21 protein-coding genes are annotated in these 20,829 nt (G+C 66.6%); 10 read left to right on the top strand and 11 right to left on the bottom strand.

The genetic code is table 11. The features are described from left to right. Window positions 1-3 precede the first annotated feature (3 nt). Genes AC1DE3_RS18125 through AC1DE3_RS18115 form a run of 3 tightly spaced genes read right to left on the bottom strand, consistent with a single transcriptional unit; the run spans window position 4 to window position 3,547 of the window. Window positions 4-981, bottom strand: a complete 978-nt coding sequence (locus AC1DE3_RS18125; protein WP_441512703.1) for an ABC transporter permease — start codon at window positions 979-981, stop codon at window positions 4-6. A gap of 56 nt (window positions 982-1,037) precedes the next feature. After that, the gene (locus AC1DE3_RS18120; protein ID WP_476852625.1) at window positions 1,038-2,642 is read right to left on the bottom strand and encodes an ABC transporter substrate-binding protein; all 1,605 of its coding nucleotides are present in this window, start codon (window positions 2,640-2,642) and stop codon (window positions 1,038-1,040) included. A gap of 59 nt (window positions 2,643-2,701) precedes the next feature. Further along, complete coding sequence (locus AC1DE3_RS18115; RefSeq protein WP_476778632.1) at window positions 2,702-3,547, bottom strand: VOC family protein; 846 nt, start codon at window positions 3,545-3,547, stop codon at window positions 2,702-2,704. 233 nt (window positions 3,548-3,780) lie between these two features. On the opposite strand from AC1DE3_RS18115, the gene AC1DE3_RS18110 reads away from it, so the two are divergent. Genes AC1DE3_RS18110 through AC1DE3_RS18100 form a run of 3 tightly spaced genes read left to right on the top strand, consistent with a single transcriptional unit; the run spans window position 3,781 to window position 7,051 of the window. Further along, complete coding sequence (locus tag AC1DE3_RS18110) at window positions 3,781-4,179, top strand: MarR family winged helix-turn-helix transcriptional regulator (RefSeq protein WP_476852624.1); 399 nt, start codon at window positions 3,781-3,783, stop codon at window positions 4,177-4,179. Window positions 4,180-4,224: 45 nt separating this feature from the next. Continuing rightward, complete coding sequence (locus AC1DE3_RS18105; protein ID WP_476778630.1) at window positions 4,225-5,538, top strand: MFS transporter; 1,314 nt, start codon at window positions 4,225-4,227, stop codon at window positions 5,536-5,538. A 40-nt stretch (window positions 5,539-5,578) separates the two neighbouring features. Next, on the top strand, window positions 5,579-7,051 hold the full coding sequence (locus AC1DE3_RS18100; RefSeq protein ID WP_476778629.1) for a protein adenylyltransferase SelO: 1,473 nt from the start codon (window positions 5,579-5,581) through the stop codon (window positions 7,049-7,051). 67 nt (window positions 7,052-7,118) lie between these two features. Here AC1DE3_RS18100 and AC1DE3_RS18095 read toward each other — a convergent pair whose 3' ends face one another. From AC1DE3_RS18095 to AC1DE3_RS18065, 7 genes are all read right to left on the bottom strand, one after another. Next, complete coding sequence (locus tag AC1DE3_RS18095) at window positions 7,119-7,820, bottom strand: ABC transporter ATP-binding protein (protein ID WP_476778628.1); 702 nt, start codon at window positions 7,818-7,820, stop codon at window positions 7,119-7,121. Next, the gene (locus AC1DE3_RS18090; protein WP_476778627.1) at window positions 7,817-8,575 is read right to left on the bottom strand and encodes an ABC transporter ATP-binding protein; all 759 of its coding nucleotides are present in this window, start codon (window positions 8,573-8,575) and stop codon (window positions 7,817-7,819) included. Before AC1DE3_RS18090 ends, AC1DE3_RS18095 begins: the two co-directional genes overlap by 4 nt. Further along, entirely contained in the window at window positions 8,572-9,456 is an 885-nt protein-coding gene (locus AC1DE3_RS18085; RefSeq protein WP_441512695.1) for a branched-chain amino acid ABC transporter permease, read from the bottom strand. The genes AC1DE3_RS18090 and AC1DE3_RS18085 overlap by 4 nt, the downstream gene beginning before the upstream one ends. Beyond that, on the bottom strand, window positions 9,456-10,319 hold the full coding sequence (locus tag AC1DE3_RS18080; protein ID WP_441512694.1) for a branched-chain amino acid ABC transporter permease: 864 nt from the start codon (window positions 10,317-10,319) through the stop codon (window positions 9,456-9,458). Before AC1DE3_RS18080 ends, AC1DE3_RS18085 begins: the two co-directional genes overlap by 1 nt. A 74-nt stretch (window positions 10,320-10,393) precedes the next feature. Further along, window positions 10,394-11,614 (bottom strand): ABC transporter substrate-binding protein, encoded by a 1,221-nt coding sequence (locus AC1DE3_RS18075; protein WP_476778626.1) that lies wholly within the window; start codon window positions 11,612-11,614, stop codon window positions 10,394-10,396. An 18-nt stretch (window positions 11,615-11,632) separates the two neighbouring features. Further along, window positions 11,633-12,871 (bottom strand): metal-dependent hydrolase family protein, encoded by a 1,239-nt coding sequence (locus tag AC1DE3_RS18070; protein ID WP_476778625.1) that lies wholly within the window; start codon window positions 12,869-12,871, stop codon window positions 11,633-11,635. Further along, complete coding sequence (locus AC1DE3_RS18065; RefSeq protein ID WP_476778624.1) at window positions 12,868-13,536, bottom strand: TetR/AcrR family transcriptional regulator; 669 nt, start codon at window positions 13,534-13,536, stop codon at window positions 12,868-12,870. Before AC1DE3_RS18065 ends, AC1DE3_RS18070 begins: the two co-directional genes overlap by 4 nt. Window positions 13,537-13,653: 117 nt before the next feature. Here AC1DE3_RS18065 and pcaD point away from each other — a divergent pair, with 117 nt between their 5' ends. Together pcaD and AC1DE3_RS18055 are read left to right on the top strand one after the other, a co-directional pair. After that, on the top strand, window positions 13,654-14,427 hold the full coding sequence (gene pcaD / locus AC1DE3_RS18060; protein ID WP_476778623.1) for a 3-oxoadipate enol-lactonase: 774 nt from the start codon (window positions 13,654-13,656) through the stop codon (window positions 14,425-14,427). Window positions 14,428-14,606: 179 nt separating this feature from the next. Continuing rightward, window positions 14,607-17,168, top strand: coding sequence for a bifunctional acetate--CoA ligase family protein/GNAT family N-acetyltransferase (locus AC1DE3_RS18055; RefSeq protein ID WP_476852623.1), 2,562 nt, complete (start codon window positions 14,607-14,609; stop codon window positions 17,166-17,168). 72 nt (window positions 17,169-17,240) lie between these two features. Here AC1DE3_RS18055 and AC1DE3_RS18050 read toward each other — a convergent pair whose 3' ends face one another. Next, window positions 17,241-17,879 carry a YcbK family protein gene (locus AC1DE3_RS18050; RefSeq protein ID WP_476778621.1) on the bottom strand — a complete coding sequence of 213 codons (639 nt, stop codon included), beginning with the start codon at window positions 17,877-17,879 and terminating at the stop codon, window positions 17,241-17,243. Window positions 17,880-18,287: 408 nt separating this feature from the next. Here AC1DE3_RS18050 and AC1DE3_RS18045 point away from each other — a divergent pair, with 408 nt between their 5' ends. The 5 genes from AC1DE3_RS18045 (at window position 18,288) to AC1DE3_RS18025 (ending at window position 20,829) form a co-directional block, all read left to right on the top strand. After that, a complete protein-coding gene (locus AC1DE3_RS18045) occupies window positions 18,288-18,668 on the top strand; it encodes an NADH-quinone oxidoreductase subunit A (protein WP_441512687.1) in 381 nt (126 codons plus the stop codon). 64 nt (window positions 18,669-18,732) lie between these two features. After that, complete coding sequence (locus tag AC1DE3_RS18040) at window positions 18,733-19,317, top strand: NuoB/complex I 20 kDa subunit family protein (RefSeq protein ID WP_149128770.1); 585 nt, start codon at window positions 18,733-18,735, stop codon at window positions 19,315-19,317. A gap of 41 nt (window positions 19,318-19,358) precedes the next feature. Beyond that, complete coding sequence (locus tag AC1DE3_RS18035; protein ID WP_476778620.1) at window positions 19,359-19,964, top strand: NADH-quinone oxidoreductase subunit C; 606 nt, start codon at window positions 19,359-19,361, stop codon at window positions 19,962-19,964. After that, the gene (locus AC1DE3_RS18030; RefSeq protein ID WP_441512685.1) at window positions 19,964-20,404 is read left to right on the top strand and encodes a GFA family protein; all 441 of its coding nucleotides are present in this window, start codon (window positions 19,964-19,966) and stop codon (window positions 20,402-20,404) included. The genes AC1DE3_RS18035 and AC1DE3_RS18030 overlap by 1 nt, the downstream gene beginning before the upstream one ends. Continuing rightward, complete coding sequence (locus tag AC1DE3_RS18025; RefSeq protein WP_441512684.1) at window positions 20,401-20,829, top strand: hypothetical protein; 429 nt, start codon at window positions 20,401-20,403, stop codon at window positions 20,827-20,829. Before AC1DE3_RS18030 ends, AC1DE3_RS18025 begins: the two co-directional genes overlap by 4 nt.

The raw sequence follows: 20,829 nt of genomic DNA, 5'->3' as shown, positions 1-20,829 counted from the left end.
CGCTCAACCCTCCGGTGCGATGCGCGGGTCGAGCCGCGCGTAGAGGAGATCGACGATGAAGTTCACGACGATGACCAGCAGCGCCGAGACGAAGACGATGCCGAGCAGCGTGTTGAGGTCGCGCTGGATCACCGATTCATAGGCGAGGCGGCCGAGGCCCGGCAGCGAGAAGACACTCTCGACGACGACCGAACCCCCGAGCATCGTGCCGGCCTGCAGGCCGATCAGCGTCACCATCGGCAGCAGCGCGTTGCGCAGGACGTGGCGGGTGATGACGCGGGTCTCGTCCAGGCCCTTCGAGCGGGCGGTGCGGACGAAATCGAGGTTCAGCACCTCCAGCATCGCGCCGCGCATCAGCCTGAGATAGATGGCGAGGTAGATCAGACCCAGCGTCAATGTCGGCAAGATGAGATGGCGCGCGATGTCGAGCGTGCGGGCGAAGCCTGTCAGCCCGGCGCCGATATCCTCGAAATCGCCGGCCGGCAACCATTGCAGATGAACGGAGAAGACGACGATCGCCATCAGCCCGAACCAGAAGGACGGTGTGGCGTAGAAGATCAGGCCGAGCGTCGAGATCAGCGTGTCCTGCCAGCGATTGACGTCGCGCGCGGCGAGGACGCCGAACACGATGCCCGCGAAGAAGGCGAAGGAAAGCGCGGATGTCATCAGCAGCAGCGTCGCCGGCAGGCGCTCGACGATGACGCTGGCGACCGGCTTGCCGTAGATGGCGGAGTGGCCGAGGTCGAAGCGGACCAGCCGCCAGAGATACTGGCCGAGCCGCTCGGCGGTGGAGAGATCGAGCCCGTAGAAGCGGCGCAGCTCTTCGGCGAGTTTCGCGTCGCCGCCGCCCATCTGCGCCATCATGGCATCGACGGTGTCGCCGGGTGCGAACTGCAACAGCAGGAAGATGCCGATCAGGATCAGCAACAGCGTGGGGATCGAGGCGACGAGCCGCCGCCCCGCAAGGGTGAGGATACGCATGGTCTACGCGCCGTGTTGCTGCGGGCCGGGCGGAAGGGCGGCCCGCTCTCCTGTTCTCACTCGGCCAACCAAAGGTCGTGCCAGCTCGACGAGCCCCAGCGCGGGGTGTTCGAGTGGTTGCGGGCCTTGGCGCTGATCGTGGTGACGAAGATCTGCTCGATCGGCATCCAGATCGGCAGTTCCGTGTTCACCTTGCGGACGAAATCGCCGTAGAGCGCCTTGCGCTTGGTGGGATCGACCTCGGTCGCGGCGTCGTCGATGATCTTGTCGACGGCCTCGTCCTTCCAGTCCCATTGATTGGTCCAGGGCGCGCCCTTGGGTTGGCCGGAGCGGTACCAGACCGTCGTCGAGACGGCTGGGTCGTTGCGGTACTGGTGCCAGCCGGTGGCGAGGTCGAAGTCCCAATCGTTGTAGACGCTCTTCAGGAAGCCGCCGCCATCGACGCGCACGATATCGACCTTGATGCCGATTTGCGCCAGCGACTGCTGGATGAAGGTGGAGAACAGCGAGATGTCCTCGCCCCAGGGGGCAGGGGTCAGCCGGAGCGAGAAGCGCGTGCCGCCGGCGCCGGGCTTGTAGCCGGCCTCGTCGAGCAGCTTGACCGCGAGCGCCTTGTCGAACGGGTACTGCGGGCCGTTGTCGGCCGGGTAGAAATCGGTCGAGACCGAGGGGATCGGCCCGGTGCCGCGCTTGGCGAAATCGCCGAGGAAATTCTCGATGAAGAAGGGGATGTCGAGCGCATGCGCGATGGCGCGGCGCACGCGGATATCGGCGAGTTCCTTGCGGCGGAAGTTGAACTCGATCGTGTTGGTGCGGGCGTTGCCCTCATTGCCCTTGGTCGAGACGATGAAGCGCTTGTCCTGCGACAGGCGGGCCATGTCGGAGATCGTCAGGCCGGAGAACGGGCTGTAATGCAGCTGGCCGGCTTCGAGCTGTGCCGCGGCGGCCGAACGGTCGGTGATCACGCGCCAGATGATGCGGTCGAGATAGGGCGCGTTCTCGCGCCAGTAGTTCGGGTTGCGGTCGGCGATGATGTGCTGGCCGCGCTCATAGGTGACGAACTTGAACGGGCCGGTGCCGATCGGTGCGAGGTTGACCGGGTTGTTCCGGATGTCGCCCTTGCCCTCATAGAGATGGCGGGCCGAGACGTAGCCGAGGTCGGGCAGGGCGCGCAGCAAGAGGTTCAGCGGCATCGGCCGCTCGTAGCGGAAGATCGCTGTGTAGGGATCGGGCGTGTCGACGGCCGTGAGGAAGAGCTGCAGCGTCGTCCCGTAGTTCAGGATCTTCTTCCACATCTCCATCGCGGTGAACTGGACGTCCGCCGAGGTGAAGGGCTGGCCATCATGCCAGGTCACGCCCTTGCGCAGCTTGAAGGTGATGGTCTTGCCGTCGGGCGCCGCCTCCCAGCTTTCGGCGAGCACGCCGACCGGGTTGCCGTTTGCGTCGAGATCGACCAGCGCCTCCTGAATCTTGCCACCGATGATGTAGACGCCGGTCGAGGCCTGGAGGCTCGGATTGAGTTGGCGCTGCTCGGCGCCGTAGTGAACGCCGAAGACGCCGCCCTTGCGCGGCGTCTCCTGCGCGAAGGCCTTGAACGGGTTGACGACATTGGCCGCGATCGCGGCGGAGGTCATCAGGATTGAACGACGGGTGAAGTCCATGGAGGTCCTCGACGATCTGAGCTCGGAGGCTGAAAGGCGGAATGCAGGAGCCGTGCCGGTCAGGCCGGCACGAAGCTGAGCACGGAGCCGGAGGCGCGGGCTGCGGGCACGCTGGCGGCTTCGCCGTGGCGGATCGCGCCGGATGCTGCTGCGGCAGCGTCGAGATCGCGCGTGGCCAGCACGAGCGCAGCGACGCCAAAGGTTGCCGCGCCTTCCCGCACCGCATCCGGATAGCGCTCGGCAAAGGTCTCGGCGGCATAGAACAGGATGTCGGCGCGCGAACGGCCGGAAGCGACGCGCCAGACCGTGCCTTCCTGCCGAACCGGCTCGTCGATCAGCCGCGAAAGATGTTCGGCGGCCGCCTGCGGATCGGCCGACAGGGTCTCGATACGCCGGATGGCGACAGCGCCGTTGGCGTGCTTCTGCAGCACCGGCACCCAGACGTTCTCCCGCGTCAGATGCTGGCAGGCGAAGATACGGATACCGCCGGGCTGCTCCTCGAGCGGCCAGCGGAAGACATTGAACTTGGCGTCGGCCTCGCCGCCGCCGGGGAGCGGTACCGGTCGGCCGAAATGCACCGGGCCGATCGCAGGAAAGCCCCGTGCCGTGATCTCGGCCGCGCCGGCCGCGGCGTCGTCGGTGGTGAAGGCGATGCGCTCAATGCCCTCGTGCTTCGCCAGGAAGTCGCGCGTGGGCTTGTTCTGGTCGGTCTCGGAGACGATCCCGAGCAGCTCGAGATAGTCCTCCTGCAGCATGATCGTGTGGTTGGCCGAGCCCATATGCGGCGAATGCAAGCCGAGAGGCGAAATCGTGAAGCCTAGCCCCTCCCAGGCCTTCGCCGAGAGAGCGAGATCGCGAACGGCGACGACGACATGGTCGACGCCGAGAACATGATTGAGAGACATCCAGCCGGTCCGATATGGTGCCGCTCGCGGCGGCGTAAGTGAAGAATTTCCTTCTTCGGTCGGCAATCTAGTCGGGCGGTATGGGGAATGTCCTTATCTTTGTTTCCGATTTTAGAGATGAATGATCTCCTTTTCGCGGTCGGCGCCATGCGGGCCGGCTGCGCTGGATACGCTGCGGCGCGGCGGTCGAATCGCGCTTGATTTTGCATCAAAGCGGGCATATACCCGCAACTATGTCCATCGCCTGTTACTGCACACGCCTCAAGACCGTGACCCGCAAGATTGCGGGGCTGTATGACGGCGCTTTGGCGCCGGTGGGGATTAACATCGCCCAGTTCGCGATCCTCAGGAACGTCCGGAGGCATCAGCCAGTCAGCCTGACGGAACTGGGCCGGCTTCTGGAACTCGATCGATCGACCATGGGGCGCAATATCCGCGTGGTCGAGAAGATGGGTCTGGTACAACTTGGGCGCGGCGAAGATCAACGGGAGCTGGTCGTGTCGCTGAGCGCGCAGGGGGAGGCGATTCTGGAAGAGGCATCTCCGCTCTGGGAGACGTGCCAGCAGGATATCACCGGGCGTCTTGGCGCAGAGCGTCTCAAGGCTCTCAACGAGCTGAGCGATCTTCTCTGATCGTTTAATCTTAAGCGGGTATATACCCATAAATTGGATGCTCTCATGTCGCAGATAGCCATCTCCGCCGAGAACTCGGCATTACCCCGCTTCTTCGCCCGCCGGGGCATCCACTACGGCTGGGTGGTCGCGGCGGTCACCTTCCTGACCATGCTGGTGACGGCCGGGGCGGTCGGTGCGCCCGGTGTTCTGATCGGCCCGCTGCATCAGGAGTTCGGCTGGTCGACCGCGGAGATCTCGTCCGCCTTCGCGATCCGCCTGGTGCTGTTCGGGCTGATCGGGCCGTTCGCCGCTGCTTTCATGAACCGCTTCGGCGTCCGGCGCGTCGCGGCCGTCGCCCTGACGCTGATCGCTGCGGGCGTGCTGGGCTCCTTCGCCATGACGACGCTCTGGCAGCTCATGCTGTTCCTGGGCGTCGTCGTCGGCTTCGGCACGGGGCTGACCGCCATGGTGCTGGGCGCGACGGTGGCGACACGCTGGTTTTCGGCGCGCCGCGGCCTCGTGATCGGGCTGCTGACTGCCAGCACGGCGACCGGCCAGCTCGTCTTCCTGCCCTTGCTCGCCTCGCTCACGGAAACGCTCGGCTGGCGCAGCGCACTCTCCTTCGTGCTGGGCATGCTGCTGCTGGCCGCCGTCGCAGTTTTGGTGCTGATGCGTGACCGGCCCTCCGACCTCGGACTTGCGCCTTATGGAGCGACGGCTCTCGCGCCCGCACCCGCGGCACCGGCGACGCTGGGCGCGATGCTCGCCTCGCCGCTCGTCGCGCTGAAGGATGCCTCTCGCTCTGGCATCTTCTGGGCGCTGTTCGGCACTTTCTTCGTCTGTGGCGCCAGCACGAACGGCCTGGTGCAGACCCATTTCGTCTCGCTATGTGGCGATTTCGGCATGGCGCCGGTCGCCGCGGCGGGCATGCTCGCGGTCATCGGCATCTTCGATTTCGCCGGCACGGTGGGCTCGGGCTGGCTGTCCGACCGCTTCGACAGCCGTAAGCTCTTGTTCTGGTATTATGGCCTGCGCGGGCTCTCGCTGATCTACCTGCCCTTCACCAGCTTCAGCTTCTACGAACTCTCGATCTTCGCGGTGTTCTACGGTCTCGACTGGGTGGCGACCGTGCCGCCGACGGTGAAGCTCGCGGCCGACCGCTTCGGCGAACGCGCCAACCTCGTCTTCGGCTGGATCTTCGCCGGCCACCAGCTCGGCGCCGCAACCGCCGCCTGGGGCGCGGGCTTCAGCCGCACGGTCTATGCGAGCTATCTGCCGGCCTTCTTCATCGCCGGTGTGCTCTGCCTGATCGCCGCGCTCGCCATCGTGTCGGTGCGCGAGCCGCGCGAACGGGAGCTCGTCCCGGCCGCCGCATGAAGGTTGACGTTGCCATGCCGGCTGGCGCGCATATCTACGGATGATGATCGCGATTCCGTTCGACAACTCCTATGCGCGCCTGCCGGAGCGGTTCTATGCCGCGGTGAACCCGACCGCGGTGGCCGCGCCTCGTCTGATCAAGCTCAACGAGGCCCTGGCCCGGCAGCTCGGCCTCGATCCGGACTGGCTGAAGGGGCCGGACGGCGTCGTGATGCTGGCCGGCAACAGCCTGATCGAAGGGGCGCTCCCGATCGCGACGGCCTATGCCGGGCATCAATTCGGCGGCTTCAGCCCGCAGCTCGGCGACGGCCGGGCGATCCTGCTTGGCGAAGTGGTGGACCGTGACGGCCGGCGCCGCGACATCCAGCTCAAGGGAGCCGGCCCGACGCCGTTCTCGCGGCGTGGCGACGGCCGGGCCGCGCTGGGGCCGGTGCTGCGCGAGTACGTCCTCAGCGAAGCCATGGCGGCGCTCGGCGTGCCGACGACGCGGGCACTCGCCGCGGTGCTGACGGGTGAAACCGTCCGGCGCGAGACGCTGCTGCCCGGCGCCATCCTGACCCGCATCGCCGCCAGCCATATCCGGATCGGAACATTTCAGTTCTTCGCCGCCCGGCGTGATGTCGAGGCGCTGCGCCTCCTCGCCGACCATGTCATCGCCCGGCACTACCCGCAGGTGGCGGATGGCGACGCACCTTATCTGGCTCTGCTTGAAGCGGTGGTTGCCGCGCAGGCCGACCTCGTCGCGCGCTGGATGCTGATCGGCTTCATCCATGGCGTGATGAACACCGACAACATGTCGATCGCCGGCGAGACGATCGACTACGGTCCCTGCGCCTTCATGGACAGCTACGACCCCGCCACGGTCTTCAGCTCGATCGACGAGCACGGCCGCTATGCCTATGGCAACCAGCCGCCGATCGCGCTGTGGAACCTGACGCGCTTGGCCGAGGCGCTGCTGCCGCTGCTGGCGGAGGACCAGGAGAATGCGGTCGCGGTCGCGCAGGAAGCGGTCAATCGTTTCAACGAACTGTTCCAGGCCAGTCTGATCGCGGGCTTTCGTCGGAAACTCGGCCTTTTCACCGAAGCGCCGGATGACGTCCTGCTCATCAAGGCATTGCTCGAAACGATGCAGCGCGGCCATGCGGACTTCACTCTGACCTTCAGGCGGCTCAGCCATGACGCCGTTGGCAACGGGCAAAGCTGCCGCGAACTCTTCACCAATCCCGCCGAGTTCGACGATTGGCATGGTCGCTGGCAACAGCGGCTGCAGCAGGAGAGCCTCTCCGCGGAAGAGCGGCAGCGCGCGATGCACAGCATCAATCCGCTGTTCATTCCGCGGAATCACCGCGTCGAGGCCGTGATCGAGGCGGCAACCGAGCGGGGCGATCTGGCGCCATTCGAGGAACTGCTCGCCGTCCTGGCGAAGCCCTATGACGAGCAGCCGGGCCGGGAGGAGTACGCTCGGCCGCCCGCCGTACATGAGCGCGTGTTGGCAACCTTCTGCGGTACCTAGCGTTTTTGCGCTTGCCGCTGGGGGGCCGGATCTGTGGGCCGCTGCCGGTTGGGCAGCGGCCGCGTCGTCAGTGCTGGCCGAGATAAAGTTCGGCCGCCTTGGGATCGTCGAGCAGGCTTTGGGCGAGGCCTGCGAGGGCGACCTTGCCGCCGTCGAGGATGCAGCCATTGTCGGAGATCGCGAGCGATTGGCGCGCGCGTTGCTCGACGACCAGAACCGAGACGCCGAGATCGGGCAGGCGTTTGATCAGGGCGAAGGCCTCGGCCACCTTGGCGGGGGCCAGGGCCGCCGTCGGCTCGTCGAGGATCATCAGCCGCGGGCGCGTCATCAGCGCGCGAGCGAAGGCGAGTTGCTGGCGCTCGCCGCCGGAGAGCGACCCGGCGCGGGCACGCTTGCGCTCGCCCAGCAGCGGAAACGCCTCGAACAGCTCGCGGATGCGCTGTGCCTGATCGCGTACGCCGACGACGACCTGCAGGTTCTCCAGGATGCTCATCGAGCCGAAGACGTTAGCGACCTGCGGGACGTAGCCGATGCCGGCGGCGATGCGATCCTCGGTCGTCAGGGGCAGCAGGTCGCGCCCCTCGAACTGGATTCCGCCGGAGACCCGTGGCAGCAGGCCGACGATCGCCTTCGCCAGCGTCGACTTGCCGGCGCCGTTGGTGCCGGCCACGGTCAGGACCTCGCCCTTCTGCAGCGACAGCGAGATGCCGTTGAGGATGTCGACCTCGCCGTAGCCGCCGCGGACATCCTTGATTTCAAGCAGCGTCACGACACGCCTCCGAGATAGGCTTCGCGCACGACGGGATCCTCGAGCACGGCGGCGGGCGCCCCCTCGGCCAGAACCTTGCCGCGATCCATGACTGCGAGCCGCGGCACGAGGCGGGTCAGCGCCTCCAGATCGTGCTCGATGATCACGAAGCCGATGCCACGTGTATTCAGCTCCTCGATTCGCTCCATGATCTCGCCGATCAGCACGGGATTGACGCCGGCGAAGGGCTCGTCGAGCAGAATGAGCTTGGGCTCGACCATCAAGGCGCGGCCGAGTTCGAGCAGCTTCTTCTGGCCGCCGGAGAGCTTGCCCGATGGCACGTCGGCGACCTTGCCGAGCTTGAGGAAGGCGATGGTGCGCTCCACCTTCTCCGCGATCGCGGCCTCCTCCTTGCGGACCTGACCGGGGCGGAAGAACAGGCCGAGCAGGCTCTCGCCGGTCTGATCCGGGGCGGAGGCCATCAGGTTTTCGCGGACGGTCAGATGCGAGAACTCGCGCGGCACCTGGAAGGTGCGGACCATGCCGGCGCGAGCGCGCTGCGGCGGGGAGAGGGCGTCGATCGGATCGCCGTTGAGCCGGATCTCGCCCGCATCGGCCGGGACGAAGCCGGAGATGACAGAGAACAGCGTCGACTTGCCGGCGCCGTTCGGCCCGATGATGCCGAACAGGGCGTCGGTCTCGATCGTGAGGCGCACGCCGTCAAGGGCCTGGAAGCCGCCGAAGGACTTGGTGATGTCGCGGATTTCGAGGGTCATCGCTTGGTGTAGTCCCCCATGAGCCCCTGCGGCCGATAGATGATGAACAGGATCAGCAGCAGGCCGACGAGGCCGATCCGGACGGAGGCCATGTCGACCTCGGAGATGCCCGGCACGATATCGCGGATGAAGCGCGAGCCTTCGAGGAAGGCCATCAGGATCACTGAGCCGATCACCGCGCCGGAAACGCGGCCGACGCCGCCCATGATGATCGCCATCCAGACATAGAAGGTGACGAGCGGGATGTACTGCTCGGGCACGATATAGGTGATGTAGTGCGCATAGAAGGCGCCGGCGATGCCGGCGAGCGCCGCGCCGACAACCAGCACCTGGATCTTGAAGCGCGGCGGGTCCTTGCCCAGCGCCTGCACGGCTTCCTCGTTGTCGCGGATGGCTTCGATGATGCGGCCGAAGGGCGAGCGCGCGATCCGGCGGATCATCCAGGCGGCGGCGATCGTGACGGCAAGGATGGTGGCGAAGGTGGCGATCTGGCCGGCCGCGCCGCCGAGGCCGGAGTAGAGCCGCGGAATGCCGGGAATGCCCTGCACGCCTTGGGTCAGCCAGCGCTCGCTGGTCAGGACGATGCGCACAACCTCCGAGAAGCCGAGTGTGACGATGGCGAAGTAATCGTCACGCAGGCGCAGCGAGACCAGCCCGATCGGCCAGGCCGCCACGGCCGCAAACAGGGCCGCGCCCGCGAAGCCCACAATGAACGGCGCGCCGTTGAGCACGAGCAGCGCGCTGGCATAGGCGCCGATCGCGAAGAAGCCGACATGGCCGAAATTGATCAGGCCGGTGAGCCCGTATTGCAGCGTCAGGCCGAGGCTGAGCAGGACATAGATCAGCGCGATGATGCCGATCGCGACGAGATAGGCTTCCATCAGCGCACTCCCTCGACGCGGCCGAACAATCCGCGCGGCCTGACCAGCAGGACGGCGAGCATGATCAGGAACGCGATCGCGATCTTGTAGGTGAAACCGACGAAGGGGGTCGAAACCTCCTGCATGGCGCCGAGGATGAGCCCGGCGACGACGGCGCCGACCGGCGAGCCGATGCCGCCGAGGATCGCCGCGGTAAAGGCCGGCAGCAGCATCTCCCAGCCGAATTCGGGCGTCACGATCGTCTTCATGCCGAGCATCATGCCCGCGATGCCGGCGACGGCGCCGGCGAGCAGCCAGAGCGCGATCATCACGCGGCCCGGGCGGATGCCGGAGACACGGGCGAGATCGCGGTTGTCGGCGACGGCGCGCATCTGCCGCCCGATCGCCGTGAGATAGAGCAGGGCGAAGACCGCAATCAGCGTGACGAGCGCGACCAGCGCCATCTGCAGGTCGAGCGGCAGGATGCGCAGCCCGCCGAAGACGTAGGGGCGCGAGAGCGGCACCTGGAAGACCTGCTGGCCATGGCCGAAGGCGACGCCGAGCGCGGCCCGCAGCACGAAGGCGACGCCGATCGAGGCGACGAGAAGCGCGACGACGGAGCGGTTGGCGAGCTTCCGGAATACGCTCCAATAGGCGAGCAGCAGCACGATGCCGGTCGCGCCGGCCGCGCCGAGCCCGGCGAGGATGAAGGAGCCGCTGGCCTTGTGGGCCGCCAGAGCCGCATAGGCGCCGAGCGTCATGGAGTCACCGGTCGCGGCGTTGGGGAAGCGCGCGATCCCGAAGACGAGCGTGATCGAGAGTGCCGCCAGGCCGATGACGAGGCCCTGGAATAGCCCGTTTATGAAAAGCTGAGCGTAGAACATGGAGCAACCTGGTCGGGCATCGCCGCGGCCGGAGCCTGCGGCCCCTGCAGGCGATGGCCTGCAGGGGCGATGCGTCAGATGTTGACGACGTAGCGCCGGTTGAGCTTGCCGCCTTCGATGAAGAAGACGCCGAAGGATGGGGAGACATCGCCATACTGGTCGAAATCCAGCACGGAGGACGCGCCCTCATAGTTGATCTTGCCCTTCTTCAGCGCTTCCTTGCCCTCGGCATAGCTGTAGACCTTCGTGCCGCCGGGGTTCGAGACCTCGCGGATCTTGGCGTTGATCGCCGCCGTCTCGGTGGAGCCGGCCGCTTCGATCGCCAGGGCGAGCGCATTGACCATGTCCCAGGTCATGGCGCTGAAGATGTTCGACTGGCCGGACTGCCCGGTCGTCTTCTCGTAGACCTCGGCATACGCCTTGAAGGACGGAGCCGTCTCGTTCGAGATCGAATCGACCGAGATCACGCCTTCGACGACCTCCGGGCCGGTCGCCTTGACCAGATCGGGGTTGGCGGCCCAGCCGGGGATGATCCACTTGACCGGCTGACCGGTCTGGAACCACTCGCGCATGATGATCGTGGTGTCCGACAGATAGGAGCCGGTGACGATCACGTCCGGGTTGGCAGCGAGGATCTTCTGCAGCTCGGAGCGATAGGACGCCTGGTTCGGCTCGTAGACGACGCTCTCGACGACCTTGTTGCCCTTCGCCTCCCAGGCCTTGCGGAAGCCCTCGGTGTTGCCGATGCCGGAGGCATTGTTGAAGGCCATGGTGGCCGGGCGCTTGAAGCCCTCCTTCACGCAGATCTCCGCGAAGGCCCGTCCGAAGCGGTCGTTCGTCGCCTGGAAGCGATAGGACAGGCCCTTGGCATTGGCCGGCGGAACCGAGAGCGCCGGCGCGCCGGAGGTGTTCATCAGGATGATGTTGGCGTCGTTCGTCAGCGGCACGACGGCGAGGGAGACGCCAGAGGACCAGGTGCCGAGGATGGCCTGGACCTTGTTGACGTCGATCAGCTTCTTGGCGGCGAGGACGCCGGCCTGCGGGCTGGTCTGCGTGTCTTCGGAGACGACCTCGAGCTTGCGGCCGGCGGCGCCGCCGGCGGCGTTGACGATCTCGGCGGCGGCAATGATCATCTTCTGCATGCCGGAGCCGTAGGGCGCGCCGGCACCCGTCACCGGGCAGAGCGCGCCGATGCGGAAGACGCCCTGCGACTGGGCGCGCAGGACGGAAGGCGCAGCGATCAGCGCCGAAGCGGCGCCGAGCGTGCCGATGAACTGACGACGGTTGGTGGTCATGGCCTGTTCCCTTTTTGGTTAGTTCAGTTCGTTCTTGATGAAGTCGCCGTTCTTCATGATGACCGGCATGTTGCGCCCCTGTCCCGTCAGGAGCGAGAGATCGGCCAGCGGATCGCCGTCGACCACGATGAAGTCGGCATAGGCATCGGGCTTGATGGTGCCGATCTTGCCGGGCATCCCGATCAACTCGGCCGCGTTGACGGTCGCCGAGCGGATGACCTCGATGGCAGGCAGAACGCGTCCGCGGATAATGAATTCCTCCGACTGGTGCCGGTGCATGGCGCCGAGCAGATCGGTGCCATAGGCCATGGTCACGCCGGCCTCGCGCATGATCTCGAGCGATTCCAGACCGCGCAAGCGGACATCGTCGATCTTGGCGACGGAGGAGGGGGGCAGGCCGTAGGAGGCGCCTTCGTTGTTCAGCGCCTCATAGGTGACGAGCGTCGGGCAGGCGATCGCACCCCGCTCCTGCATCAGGCGGGCGGTCGCGGCCTGGACGAGGTTGGCGTGCTCGATCGAGCGTACGCCAAGCTTCACGGCGCGGGCGATGCCCTCGTCGGTGTAGAGATGCGCAGCGACATAGGTCTGGGCGTTGTGGGCTTCCTCGACGATCGCGGCGATCTCCGCGTCGCTGAAGCCGAGGAAGGCGATGGGATCGGTCGGCGAGGCGATACCGCCATTGGCCATGATCTTCACGAACTGGGCGCCCTGGCGGATCTCGTCGCGGGCCGCGGCGCGGCAGGCGTCGACACCGTCGCAGATGCGGCCGAGCGAACCGAGCTGGTGGGTCTGGTAATCAGGCCTGCGGTTGTCGTAGCGGCCGCGGAAATCGGCATGGCCGCCGGTCTGCGACAGGGCCTTGCCGCAGATGACGAGGCGCGGGCCGACATAGAGGCCCTGTTCCTGCGCCTCGACGAGGGAGTAGGTCGCGCCGCCGACGTCGCGAACGGTGGTGAAGCCGCGGTGCAGCATCTCGCCCATCAGCTTCGCGGCCTGCAGCGCGACGAGCGCATCCGGGAGGAGCGCATTCTGGCCGAAATTCGCGGAGTTGGCGATGACGTGGACGTGGCAGTCGATCAGGCCGGGCATCAGGGTCCGGCCCTTGAGATCGATGCGACGCGCGCCGGCATCGGCGATCGGGCGGTCGGAAACCTCGCGGATCAACCCGCCTTCGACGCGCACGAAGCGGTCGTGCTCGCCTTGCGCGCTGGTGCCGTCGAGCAGCCTTGCGTTCTCGAAAATGATCGCCTGTGTCATGGGTGCACGCCTTGTTCTGTCAGATCGGAAAGGGCGCCTTCGCCAGCGCGGCCCTGCTGCGAATGTTCGGCAAGAACCGTCTTCCAGAAGCCGAGAAGGCGCGCATAGTAGGCAGCGTCGTCGCGCAGGATGGTCTGCAGGCTCATGCCGCGCATCAGGCAGAGCGTGGCGTTGAAGGCCGCCTCCACCTCGGGCTTCTGCAGGCCGGTTCCGTCGAAGAAATCCTGCCAGGTGCCGTCGAGCGCCGTATGAAACTCTCGCGTCACCGAGACCAGCTGCTCACGCAGATAGGGATTGTGCCGTGCGGCGGTCACATGCTCGAGCGTGACCAGGAACAGCTTGCCGGAGAACAGCTCCCACATCCGATCGACAAAGTCGGAGAGGGACAGGCTGCCGGCTTTGACCAGTTCGGCGACCTGCCGGATCTCGCCGATCCAGCTATGGAGCAGATGGCTCACGGACTGGACGATCAGATCGTCCTTGCCGGAAAAATGGTGGTTCAGCGCGCCGCGGGTGACACCTGCCCGCCCCGCGATCTCCGACGTCGTCGCGAGCGCGTAGCCCCGCTCGACCAGCAGATCGAGCGTCGCGTCGATCAGGCGCGCCCGCGTTTCCGTCGAGCGTTCCTCCTGCGTCCGGCGCTGTTTGTCGGCTGATGGCGGCATGCCCGAACTCTAGCAGTTGGAAACAAACAGACAAGCATGCATGTTTGTTTTTTCCGATGTTGCGCACAGCGGCATTGGGAGGACACAAAGATGCGGTCAGCGAACGGAGCCAAGACGATGCGGATTACAATCGGCCATGAGGAATTCGAGGTTCGCATCGACGGGGCCGACTCGGCGCCCGCGTTGCTGCTGTCCAATTCGCTCAGCTCGGACATGTCGATGTGGGACGACCAGATTCCGCTTTGGTCGCGGCATTTCCGGGTGATCCGCTACGATCAGCGCGGCCATGGCCGCAGCATCGTTTCGCCTGCTCCCTATACGATGGAGCAGTTGGGCCGGGATGCGCTCGGCGTGCTCGATGCGCTCGGCGTCGAACGCGCGCATTTCTGCGGGCTCTCGATGGGCGGCATGGTCGGCATGTGGCTCCTGGCGCATGCGCCGGAGCGGATCGACCGGGCCGTCCTCGCCAACACCGCAGCCTATATGGGCCCGGCCGATCTCTGGAACGGACGAGTCGCGGCAGCGGAAAGTGGGGGCATGGAGGCGCTTGTCGATGCGACGATCGCGCGCTGGTTCCCGGAGCCCTTCCGCGCCGCGGCGCCCGCGACCATCGAGCGGATGCGGGCCATGATCCTGGGGACGCCGGTCGCGGGCTATCAGGGATCGTGCCTGGCGATTCGCGACATGGATCAGCGGGAGTCGATCAAGGCGATCCGCAATCCGGTGCTGGTCATCATCGGGTCGAAGGATCCGGCGACCAAGCCTGCCGATGGCGAGGCCATCGTCGCTGCGATCCCGGGCGCGCGCAAATGCCTGCTCGATGCGGCGCATATCTCGAACATCGAGCAGGCCGAGCAATTCGCCGCGGAGGTCGATGCGTTTCTCCGCTGATGGGAGGCGGGGCTGTCGCGGCCCTGCCGGCCATGGTGGAGATCCGGTCAGCCGCCATCTGGCTGCATAGGCTCGTCACGGGATTTGCGCGATCATATGTGAAAAGCTGTCGATGACGCTTGGCCCCAGCGGCCAGGATCGCTTCTGATCGCAGCATCGCAAACGGACATGGCCGACCGATGACGCTCGCCCTGATCAAGCGCCTGCTCGAGCCGGCCTCGACCACCGTGATTGCCGGCGTCGGCGAAACGGATGAGCTGGCGAAACAAATCCAGGCGGGCGCCTATCGGGGCAAGCTGGTCGTGCTCTCCGGGGAGGACGATCTGCCGTCCATGCCGCCTTCCGATCTCGTCATCGCCCCCAGCGCGGCTGCGGAACGGGCGCTGGCTGCAGCCAAGGACCGCGGCTGCGGCGGCGTGCTGGTGCCGGATGGGGACGCTGCCGACCGCGACCGACTGGGTGCGGCAGCCCGTGCCGCCGGGGTGAGATTGATCGGGCCGTCGTCTCTCGGGATCGCGGCCCCCCGCCTCGGCCTCAACGCGACCGCGGTGCCCGTGCAGCTTTCAGTCGGCACGCTGGCGCTGGCCGCGCAGTCCAACTCGGTGGCTGCCGGCATCCTGGCCTGGGCGGGGCGTCGCGAGATCGGTCTGTCGGGGGCCGTGGTGGTCGGCGAGGGGGCGGATGTCGACATCGCCGATTGCCTCGATCATTTCGCCACCGATCCGCATACGAGGACGATTCTGCTGGCCATCGACGAGGTCACGGATGCCGCGCGCTTCCTCTCTTCGGCACGCGCCGCAGCGCGGATCAAGCCCGTGCTGGTTCTGAAGCCGCCACGTCTCGACGACAGCCTGTCGGCCTTGACTCATGCGGGGCTGATCGTGACCAGCGATGCCGCGCATGACGCGGCCTTTCATCGCGCCGGATTGTTGCGCGTAAACGATCTCGACGAGCTCTTCGCCGCCGCCGAGACTCTCGGCCGGGCCCGGGCGGCCGATGCGGGCCGGCTCGCCATCGTCAGCAACGGGGAGGGGCTGGCCGCCTTGGCCGCCGGCCGGTTGCGACAGGCGGCTGGCTCCCAGCTACGGCGCCGGGAGCCAGAGATCGTCCGCAGCCCGCAGGATTATCACGAAGCGGTCTCGCGCCTGCTGGCGGAGGAAACGGTCGATGCGGTGCTGGCGCTCAACGCGCCGGTCGCGCCATCCGATCCGTTGGATTGCGCCCGCGCGGTGGTCGACTCCCACCGCGACGCGCGGGCCAAGCCGGTTCTCGCTGCCTGGGTCGGAGCGGGGGAAAGCGCGGCGGCGATTTTTGCTGCCGCCGGTATTCCCTCTTTCGCCACGGAACAGGAGGCGGTCGTCGGGTTTCAGCACCTCACCCGCCACGCCCGGCTGATCAAGGAGCTGATGGCGACGCCGCCATCGATCGACGATGACGACCCGCCCGACGTCGCTGCCGCCGAGGCGATCATCGCGCAGGCGCTCGGGGAGGGCCGAAGCTGGCTCGAGCCTGATGAGGAGACGCGTCTGCTCGCCTTGTTCCGGATCCCGACGCTCGATCTCATCATCGCTCCCGATGCCGATGCGGCCGTTGCAGCAGCCGGAGCGCAGTTCGAGGGTGGGCGGACGGTCGCGCTCAAGATCGTCTCCCCCGACGTTCCGCACAAATCGGATGTCGGCGGCGTCGAGCTCGACCTTGGCAATGAAAGCGCTGTCCGCGCGGCCGCGGAGCAGATGGCGGAGCGCCTACGCCGGCAGCGTCCGCAGGCCCGTCTGACCGGCTTCATGGTGCAGCCGATGGCGCACCGTGCCAAGGCGCGGGAGCTGATCGCCGGATTCGCCACCGATTTCTGTTTCGGCCCGGTGATCGTGTTCGGCCGGGGCGGAATCGCGGCGGAGCTGATCGCCGATACGCATGTCGCGTTGCCGCCGCTCGATCTGGCTTCGGCCGAGAACCTGATCTCGCGAACCCGCGTCTCGCGTATCCTGGCGGCCTATCGCGATGTCCCGGCGGCCGACCGGCGTGCGATCGCCACGCTGCTGGTCGCGTTGGGCAAGATGGCGTCCGAGCTGCCGCAGATCCGCGAACTCGATCTCAATCCGATCCTCGCAGATGCGAATGGTGCCGTGGTGGTGGATGCACGCATCGCGCTGGAACCCGACCCCGCCCGCCGCCGGCGTCCGGCGATCCGCCCCTATCCCGGGGCCTGGACGAGGCGGCTGGAGCTGGGCGAGCGGCGCTTTTCGGTCCGCCCGATCAAGCCGGAGGACGAACTCCTGATCGGCGCGATGCTGAACAGGGTGACCCCGGAGGATTTGAGGCTGCGCTTCTTCGCGCCGCTCAAATCCTTCAGCCACAACTTCCTCGCGCGCCTCACCCAGCTCGACTACGCGCGGGAGATGGCCTTCATCGCGACCGAGGATGGGAGCGGCGACGCCGCCGGCGCGGTCCGGCTGCATGCCGACCCCGGACATGTCGAGGCCGAATACGCGATCCTGCTTCGCTCGGACCTGAAAGGCATGGGACTGGGCCGCGCTTTGATGGTCCTGATGATCGACTGGGCCAGGGCAGAGGGCATCCGCCGCGTCCATAGCCAGGTGCTGGCGGAGAACGGGCCTATGCTCGCTCTCTGTCACAGTCTCGGCTTCGCAATCGCTCTCGATCCCGATGATGTTTCGGTCAAGCGGGTCACGCTGCGCTTGGATGGGCCAGGCCTTTCGGAGGCGGCGGAGAGGCCCTGAACGCGGTTGAAGGGAATGAGCGGCCGCGTTTGCGGACACTCAAACCTCGGGAGACGGACGAAGCGCCGCTCCCTACCAGGGGCGTCGCGGGCCGGTGTCGATGTGGATCAGCCCGTTCCAGTAGACATGGTGCCCGCCGACCTCCGGCAGGCTGCGCACCCATTCCAGGACGATGCGCGGGCGCACGCCCGGGACACGGAAGTCCATCGCCTGGCAGCCCTTGTGATAGGAGCCGCGCCGCGCGCGCCAAGGCGGCCGCCAGGTCGAGGTCACCTTCACCGCTCCATAGCGATCGGCAATCTTGCCGAGGGTCTGCTTCAACTGGTCGGGCAGGCAGGTGATCGAGGTGCCGGGGTCGGTCGAGATGCCCGGACGCTCGGGCTTCTCGTTCGGGTCGAAGTCGGGCTCGGCGCCGGCCTTCTGGCCCGGCGTCAGCTTCGGCCACTCCACGCCTTCGTCGTCGTCCGGTTCGCCGGGGGCGGGCGGGGTGCCTTCGGCGGGCGGTGTCATGGAGGCCGGGGTATTCTCAGGCGTTTCGGGCGCCGGAGTCGCGGGAGGTGTGTCCTGCGCGGTGCTGCGGATTGACGGCGCCGTCACGGGTGCCGCCGGAGGCACGACGATATCGGGCAGTTTCGGAGTGCCCTCCAGATCGAGATCGAACGGCCGCTGCGGTGGCAAGGGCGCGCGGACGCGCTCGCCCTCCTGGGCCATGGCAGACGTCGCGGAAAGCAGAAGAACAAGCGCCGGGACGACTCCGGCGCGCAGGCAAGCGGGCTTCATCGCGCCGCACGAACCACTGCCGGATTCGACTCGAAGGCAGGCTGAAACGGCTTGGGCATCGAAGGCCTTTCGGGCGTGGCAGGCTTGCCGGCCGGGAACGATTCGGCACGGCGAACGGGCTTGTGCCCGTCACAGCGGCTGAAAATACGCGTTTCCGACGGAATTCCGCCCGGAATGGCGGAGAGAGTGTGCGGACGCAGACGAATTCTGCCCCATCCTGCGCTGCATTCAACCCGCTCGCGCGATTGTGCGGCGCGGCGGAGTCTTGCTTCATTCTAATCGAGGGTCTAAGCGACTGGGCAGCGAGCCGTTACGCGGCCGTCCGAAGTGAGTTCGACCATGCAAGCTCTCCCGGTTCAGTCTCTTCTGACCGACTATCTCCCGCTGGTGCTGTTCATCGGCGTCTCGGCGGTCATCGGCCTGGCCCTGCTGATCGCCCCCTTCGCGATCGCCTATTCGAAGCCGGATGCGGAAAAGCTTTCGGCCTACGAATGCGGCTTCAATGCCTTCGACGATGCCCGCATGAAGTTCGACGTCCGGTTCTACCTGGTCTCGATTCTCTTCATCATCTTCGATCTCGAGGTCGCGTTCCTGTTCCCCTGGGCCGTCGCCTTCGGCAAGCTCGGCTGGTATGGCTTCTGGTCGATGATGATCTTCCTCGGCGTGCTGACCGTGGGGTTCGTCTACGAGTGGCGCAAGGGCGCGCTGGAGTGGGACTGACTGTCGGATCGCGGGCGGACTTCCGCTTCATATCTGGCAGGCAAAGGTTCACGAGGATTAGGTCATGGCAATCACAGCGATCGATCGCGGCGACCCGCTCGTCGCGCCGGCACCGCGGGGGCTTCTCGGCCCGGACGGCAAGCCGGTCGGCACGCGTGATCCGTTCTTCGTCGAGATCAACAACGAGCTGGCCGACAAGGGCTTTCTCGTCACCGCCACCGACGATCTGATCAACTGGGCTCGCACGGGCTCGCTGATGTGGATGACCTTCGGTCTGGCCTGCTGCGCCGTCGAGATGATGCAGCTCTCGATGCCGCGCTACGATGTCGAGCGCTTCGGCTTCGCGCCGCGCGCCTCACCTCGCCAGTCCGACGTGATGATCGTCGCGGGGACGCTGACCAACAAGATGGCTCCGGCCCTGCGCAAGGTCTACGACCAGATGCCGGAGCCGCGCTACGTCATCTCGATGGGGTCCTGCGCCAATGGCGGCGGGTACTACCACTACAGCTATTCGGTGGTGCGGGGCTGCGACCGCATCGTCCCGATCGACATCTACGTCCCGGGCTGCCCGCCGACGGCAGAGGCGCTGCTCTACGGCGTGCTGCTGCTGCAGAAGAAGATCCGGCGCACCGGCACGATCGAGCGCTGAGCGCTCCGTCGGTCGATGCTGCAGGCGATGAAGGTGAAACGATGAGCGAAGCGCTCGTAAAACTCGGCGAAGAGATCAAGGCCGCGCTGCCCGGCGCGGTGACGGAGGCGGTCGTCGCCTTCGACGAGCTGACGGTTCATGCCGAGGCAGCTACGATCGTCGAGGTCCTGCGGGTGCTCTACAGCGATCCGCGCTTCCGCTTCGTCAATTTCACCGATATCGCCGGCGCCGATTATCCGGGCCGCGAGAAGCGCTTCGACGTGGTCTACCATCTGCTGGCGCCGCACCATAACCGCCGCATCCGCGTGAAGGTGCAGACCGACGAGGCGACGCCCGTTCCCTCCGTCGTCGACGTCTTCCCGGCGGCAAACTGGTTCGAGCGCGAAGCCTACGATTTCTACGGTATCCTCTTCTCCGGCCACCCGGACCTGCGCCGCATCCTCACCGATTACGGCTTCGAGGGCTATCCGCTGCGCAAGGACTTCCCGCTGACCGGATTCGTCGAGGTGCGCTACGACGACGAGCAGAAGCGTGTCGTCTACGAGCCGGTGAAGCTCAACCAGGAATTCCGCAACTTCGATTTCCTCTCGCCCTGGGAAGGCACGGACTACGTGCTGCCCGGTGACGAGAAGGCGAAGGGGGCGTGATGGCGGCCGGCGCGGAAAAACTGTCCGGCGGCTGCCTGTGCGGCGCGGTGCGGTTCAGCGCCGTGCCGACGAAGCGCGAGATGGACGTCTGCCATTGCGGCATGTGCCGGCGCTGGAGCGGCGGGGTCTTCATGGCCGTGCCCTGCGGCGAAGTGGCAATCGAGGACGAGAGCCAAGTCGGTAGCTATGTCTCTTCCGACTGGGCCATGCGCCAGTTCTGTCGCAATTGCGGTTCGAGCCTGTTCTGGCGGCTGCGCGAGGGCGGGGACCATGTCGCTGTGGCCTTCCAGAGCTTCGACGACACCAGCTCTTTCGCGTTTCTCGAAGAGATCTTCATCGACGAGAAGCCGGCGCTCTACGACTTCGCCGGCGAGCGCCCGCGGCTGACGGGCGCAGACGTGATGGCGCGCTTCCAGGCGCAGCAGGAAGGCCGGCAATGAGCGGGCGCAACCTCAGCAACCTGACCGTGGCGGCCTGTGCCCTGGTCGGTGTCGGCTTGTCGGCTTGCCAGCCTGCCAGCAGGATCGGGCCCAACCGCGATGCTTCGACCAGCGTCGGCCAGATCACGCTGCATGACGGCAGCAAGGCTCGCTTCACTCTGGGTGAGATTGGTGTCGAGGTTCCGGCTGCGCGCATTTGGGCCGCCGCCTGTCCGAAGGAGCTGCGGCTGAGCTTCTTCCTCCAGTCCTCCTCGTTCCGCGATCTCGCCCTGGAAGGGCAGGAGGCCGCCGGTCCCGAGGCCGTCAAGAAGGCGGAAGCGGAAGCCGAGCGTTTGTCCAAGCGGCCCGGGGGCTGCGCGACGATGCGGCAGCGGATTGTCGCGGACCCTGCCGCCAACAAATTTCTCGACCCGAGACGGGGCTAA

The sequence above is a fragment of the Allobosea sp. 10L417 genome (genome assembly GCF_056395485.1).
This window is presented reverse-complemented; position numbering and strand designations above follow the sequence as displayed.

Excerpts from the sequence above, each read along its gene's own strand:
- AC1DE3_RS18030 (WP_441512685.1), top strand. The coding sequence starts at position 19,964 with ATGGCGGCCGGCGCGGAAAAACTGTCCGGCGGCTGCCTGTGCGGCGCG.
- AC1DE3_RS18120 (WP_476852625.1), bottom strand. The coding sequence starts at position 2,642 with ATGGACTTCACCCGTCGTTCAATCCTGATGACCTCCGCCGCGATCGCG.
- AC1DE3_RS18110 (WP_476852624.1), top strand. The coding sequence starts at position 3,781 with ATGTCCATCGCCTGTTACTGCACACGCCTCAAGACCGTGACCCGCAAG.
- AC1DE3_RS18045 (WP_441512687.1), top strand. The coding sequence starts at position 18,288 with ATGCAAGCTCTCCCGGTTCAGTCTCTTCTGACCGACTATCTCCCGCTG.
- AC1DE3_RS18125 (WP_441512703.1), bottom strand. The coding sequence starts at position 981 with ATGCGTATCCTCACCCTTGCGGGGCGGCGGCTCGTCGCCTCGATCCCC.
- AC1DE3_RS18080 (WP_441512694.1), bottom strand. The coding sequence starts at position 10,319 with ATGTTCTACGCTCAGCTTTTCATAAACGGGCTATTCCAGGGCCTCGTC.
- AC1DE3_RS18105 (WP_476778630.1), top strand. The coding sequence starts at position 4,225 with ATGTCGCAGATAGCCATCTCCGCCGAGAACTCGGCATTACCCCGCTTC.
- AC1DE3_RS18115 (WP_476778632.1), bottom strand. The coding sequence starts at position 3,547 with ATGTCTCTCAATCATGTTCTCGGCGTCGACCATGTCGTCGTCGCCGTT.
- AC1DE3_RS18040 (WP_149128770.1), top strand. The coding sequence starts at position 18,733 with ATGGCAATCACAGCGATCGATCGCGGCGACCCGCTCGTCGCGCCGGCA.
- AC1DE3_RS18035 (WP_476778620.1), top strand. The coding sequence starts at position 19,359 with ATGAGCGAAGCGCTCGTAAAACTCGGCGAAGAGATCAAGGCCGCGCTG.
- AC1DE3_RS18055 (WP_476852623.1), top strand. The coding sequence starts at position 14,607 with ATGACGCTCGCCCTGATCAAGCGCCTGCTCGAGCCGGCCTCGACCACC.
- AC1DE3_RS18050 (WP_476778621.1), bottom strand. The coding sequence starts at position 17,879 with ATGGCCCAGGAGGGCGAGCGCGTCCGCGCGCCCTTGCCACCGCAGCGG.
- AC1DE3_RS18025 (WP_441512684.1), top strand. The coding sequence starts at position 20,401 with ATGAGCGGGCGCAACCTCAGCAACCTGACCGTGGCGGCCTGTGCCCTG.
- AC1DE3_RS18075 (WP_476778626.1), bottom strand. The coding sequence starts at position 11,614 with ATGACCACCAACCGTCGTCAGTTCATCGGCACGCTCGGCGCCGCTTCG.
- AC1DE3_RS18090 (WP_476778627.1), bottom strand. The coding sequence starts at position 8,575 with ATGACCCTCGAAATCCGCGACATCACCAAGTCCTTCGGCGGCTTCCAG.
- AC1DE3_RS18065 (WP_476778624.1), bottom strand. The coding sequence starts at position 13,536 with ATGCCGCCATCAGCCGACAAACAGCGCCGGACGCAGGAGGAACGCTCG.
- AC1DE3_RS18070 (WP_476778625.1), bottom strand. The coding sequence starts at position 12,871 with ATGACACAGGCGATCATTTTCGAGAACGCAAGGCTGCTCGACGGCACC.
- AC1DE3_RS18100 (WP_476778629.1), top strand. The coding sequence starts at position 5,579 with ATGATGATCGCGATTCCGTTCGACAACTCCTATGCGCGCCTGCCGGAG.
- AC1DE3_RS18085 (WP_441512695.1), bottom strand. The coding sequence starts at position 9,456 with ATGGAAGCCTATCTCGTCGCGATCGGCATCATCGCGCTGATCTATGTC.
- pcaD (WP_476778623.1), top strand. The coding sequence starts at position 13,654 with ATGCGGATTACAATCGGCCATGAGGAATTCGAGGTTCGCATCGACGGG.